Annotated in this window: 3 protein-coding genes; 2 read left to right on the top strand and 1 reads right to left on the bottom strand. The window is 38.3% G+C overall.

Annotation, left to right across the window (positions count from 1 at the left end; all coding sequences use genetic code 11):
* The coding region (locus FTV31_RS15925; RefSeq protein ID WP_180015665.1) for a spore coat U domain-containing protein at positions 1 to 331 on the top strand (331 nt) is incomplete at its 5' end.
* A 14-nt stretch (positions 332 to 345) separates the two neighbouring features.
* Here FTV31_RS15925 and FTV31_RS15930 read toward each other — a convergent pair.
* Entirely contained in the window at positions 346 to 825 is a 480-nt protein-coding gene (locus FTV31_RS15930) for a spore coat U domain-containing protein (protein WP_179991844.1), read from the bottom strand.
* A 157-nt stretch (positions 826 to 982) separates the two neighbouring features.
* Between FTV31_RS15930 and FTV31_RS15935 the strand changes: the two genes are divergently transcribed.
* Positions 983 to 1,171 carry a hypothetical protein gene (locus tag FTV31_RS15935; RefSeq protein WP_157799961.1) on the top strand — a complete coding sequence of 63 codons (189 nt, stop codon included), beginning with the start codon at positions 983 to 985 and terminating at the stop codon, positions 1,169 to 1,171.
* The last annotated feature ends 2,374 nt before the right edge of the window (positions 1,172 to 3,545 follow it).

The raw sequence follows: 3,545 nt of genomic DNA on the forward strand, positions 1-3,545 counted from the left end.
AGATATTAACTTTGGTGCGGTTGACCAACTGAAGACACCGTTAATAAGCTCAGGAAATATACAGTTAGCCTGTCCCGTTGGCACTATTATGCAAGTCAGTTTAAATAATGGCATCAATGCGCAGGGCACACAAAGAAGAATGAGAAATGCTTTAGGAAACTATATCCGATACAACCTTTCTAGGAACGCACACGATGATCAACCTTGGCAAGGTAATACCTTTTACTCTGTAGATAATCATAATATACCTGTATATGCAACGGTTCCAGCTCAACCCATCAGTAGTACTGGGCAATACTCTGACACGATTACAGTAACTCTAACTTATTGATTTTTATTTTAAAATTAATAGGTAACCGTCGCAGTTACTGTGTCACTATATTTCCCAGCAGGAACATTAGCATTGGGAACCTTACCCCAAATCTTAATATTTTGTGTTTCCCCTGTCCCCTGTTGTGACAAACGATTGTCTGCAATATTGCCCCATTCTTTGCTCATGGCAACATCTTGATAAAGCTGATAAGGAATTTGTATGGAAATATCATTGGCATGCTTCAAACGACCATCACTATTTAAAGCAATATTATAGGGAGTACCATTAGTACAATGAACATTTAAGCTCCCTGTCGCTTGAACATTCTGTGCATTACGAGTCACAGTCCCAAAATCAATATCCGAAGAGCCTCCTGCTCCAATCTCACAAATTTCTGTAACTTGCATTTTGACTTGAAACTGTGTGGATTGACGATCACTCATGGTATATGCGGAAACAGAGACTACAGCTAAAATTACAAAAGAATATTTAAAAATTTTCACTTGACTCATTTACCATAATTCCAACCTATTAACTCCATTAAATATTACATAGTTTTTTAAGAAATAATATATAGTTAATAGACTTCCGTCATAAATCAAAAAACGTACAATTTATTTGATCTTAAATTAATCAGCAAACTTATTTAATTCAAAGGATAATCCTTGGATGAAATTCAAAGATATTCAAAAATTATCAGACGTTAAGTTTCGTAGGCTTACCGGTGTTAGTTGGGCTACATTTAACCTGATGTTGGCCGAGCTAAATAAGCAGTTACCTCGTCATATTGGTAAAGGACGACCGCATAAATTACCGTTGGAAGATCGTTTGCTCTTATGTATAGGCTTTGTTGCATAAATATTTTGCAAAATACTTATTTTTAAGGAGTTTAAGAAAATTTTAATAAAAAATAAGTATAATAAAATCATAGTTTTAGGTATTTTTGCAACAAAGCCTCTTAGAAATAAAAGAGCATGATGTTTTAAGTATTTAACATAAAATCGCTTATGCAAAATTCCAAGAAGAGCACATCCAGTGCTCTTCTTATTTTTAGATAATAAATCGTTAAAAAAATGATCCATTCTCATTTTAGAACTGGGTGTTTTTTACTCAAAATACTATTTTTTTCCATAACCATAAAAGCCCCCCTTTGAAACATATATTTTTATTGATTATTTTTGTGCAAATTTCCTTGTAAACAGCTGTTTTATGGCAGGAATATAAATAAGAGTTCCTGCGATCTGCGTGCGCGAAAACATCTGAAAATTTGCCAAGTTTAAAAAAGCCTGAGACGATGGCTTTGCCAAAATATGAAATGAGCTTTGTTGTGTTAATCGTGCAACGAGCAAAACTTTCTAAACTTTTTTTTTCGGTTCGTGTGCATGAGACAGCCATCTCATTGCTAAAGACCGTGTAGCTGCATACGTGAGAAATCTAGTTGGTGCGGCTGCGAAGGGCACTGGACAGTGAGATTCTGTTCTTTGACCCAATCACTCTTAATTGGCTGTGACGTATGAAATCGTTGTGAGCCGATCAAATAGTTGGGCGACACTGAAACGGGACCCTTGGTGACAAGGGCAAACCCTGCTTAACAGAGAGTGTGAGTATCTTCATGGAATGATAGATGCGTTAGGAACACACGTTTACCGCTTCAATTCCTTAACAGGGTGGTATGCGTTGCGCACAGGTGGGCTTATGAGAGTATCGCGAGGTACTAGGGGCACGAGGAGAAATCTGGACTGCTCGGTACTCAATGATTAACCAAATTGATTTGTCGTGATGACATATTTGATTAGTTATTGAGATCTATGGATAGCTCAAGCCTGTAACAGTGACACTAAGGAGATCCAAGAGATTGGATCAAGCATGTTGCTTTGCGTAGGTTAAGTGCTTTACCCGTAATGAAATTTAATATCGGTTAATAATGGGAGTTTTTGGAACTCTTATCCCAAAAAAAAGGAATGGCTGATATCAGATGGAACGGATAAGCGTACTGACCGTCTATTTCTTTCGAAATAGACAAAGACTGTTAACGCTAAAGTGGGAATCTCTCAAGCCAATGATTAGATGTGGTGGCTCCAGACTATAGGCTTTTGGACCGAAAACACTCCGCGAGGATGCTATAAGGACTGATTTATGAGAGAGGGAGAGTTGCTGATTAGGTTTATTTCGGATTTATCCGGATTAATTAGGTCACTTCGAGCGAATAAAAACGTAAGGGGTGGGTGAACGAAAGGCAATACGGTGCATAACCGGACTGAGAAAACAAAGTTTGTCAGGGGAGAGGTGTGGCAACCTCGGCAGCTATGAAATGCGGCAAGCCTGTTTGGCACGGGAGAAAGTGAATAGACGTTAAACATCCTGAAGTAGCGGTCGGATGAATAATATTTCATGAGTATTCACTAAGATAAGAAAAAAGCGTTGGTTACGTTGAAGTTTGCGCTTTGAAATCACCCAGTTGTTCCGGAGACGGATCTGCTGCTGACTGATTTTTGCGATGATGGGCCGCAAGGCTCTAGTGGGATGATGTTATATAAAATCGTGATTGTGGAACTAAAACACAATTTGAAGTGTGTACTTTGTGATGTGTAGAAGTCAGGACCAGCTTAGTCTTGATGGAGGATCCATGAGAGTCGCTTCCACTGGAAACAGTGAAAATGTCGTAAGTTGATAACTGCGAGTTCGTTCTAGTCGCGAACTCAATAAATGATTAGCGTTAAGCGCGTTAGTTTCGTGAATTTGAACACGGAAAATCAAAAAAACAAGGCGGTCTCCTTAGGAGGCCGCCTTACCTTTTCCTGAAAGCTCATCATTTGCGTTTTAAGCACGTTTTCCTCATCGACATAGGATTCATAGTAATCAGTGAAAAAATCGCGCATACCCCCTATATTTTTGCGTTAAATCGCTATATCAGAGCGAGTGTCTACGAGCGAACATCGAAAAATCGCGCCTAGACTCTCTGAAAAACAATTTTTTAGTATCAAAATCTCAAAAACAGGAAATCACTTATAGAAAAGTGATGTCTAGACCGAGCGAAGCGAGCAAAAAAGCTTATGAGCGAAGCGAATTCATTCTTGCTTTTGCTTTTTATTAAAGTCACAACGAGATTAGGCAAAAAATTGCCCCTCGAATCGAGCGAAAGCGAGATTCAATAGAGTTTGAGCGTAGCGAAAACATAGGGCAATTTTTCATTCCCTAAGCTTTTAATTATTTTTAATGTTTTTAAATGCTT

This window comes from Acinetobacter sp. YH16031, assembly GCF_013417335.1.
Taxonomy (GTDB): Bacteria; Pseudomonadota; Gammaproteobacteria; order Pseudomonadales; family Moraxellaceae; genus Acinetobacter.

Excerpts from the sequence above, each read along its gene's own strand:
- FTV31_RS15930 (WP_179991844.1), bottom strand. The coding sequence starts at position 825 with ATGAGTCAAGTGAAAATTTTTAAATATTCTTTTGTAATTTTAGCTGTA.
- FTV31_RS15935 (WP_157799961.1), top strand. The coding sequence starts at position 983 with ATGAAATTCAAAGATATTCAAAAATTATCAGACGTTAAGTTTCGTAGG.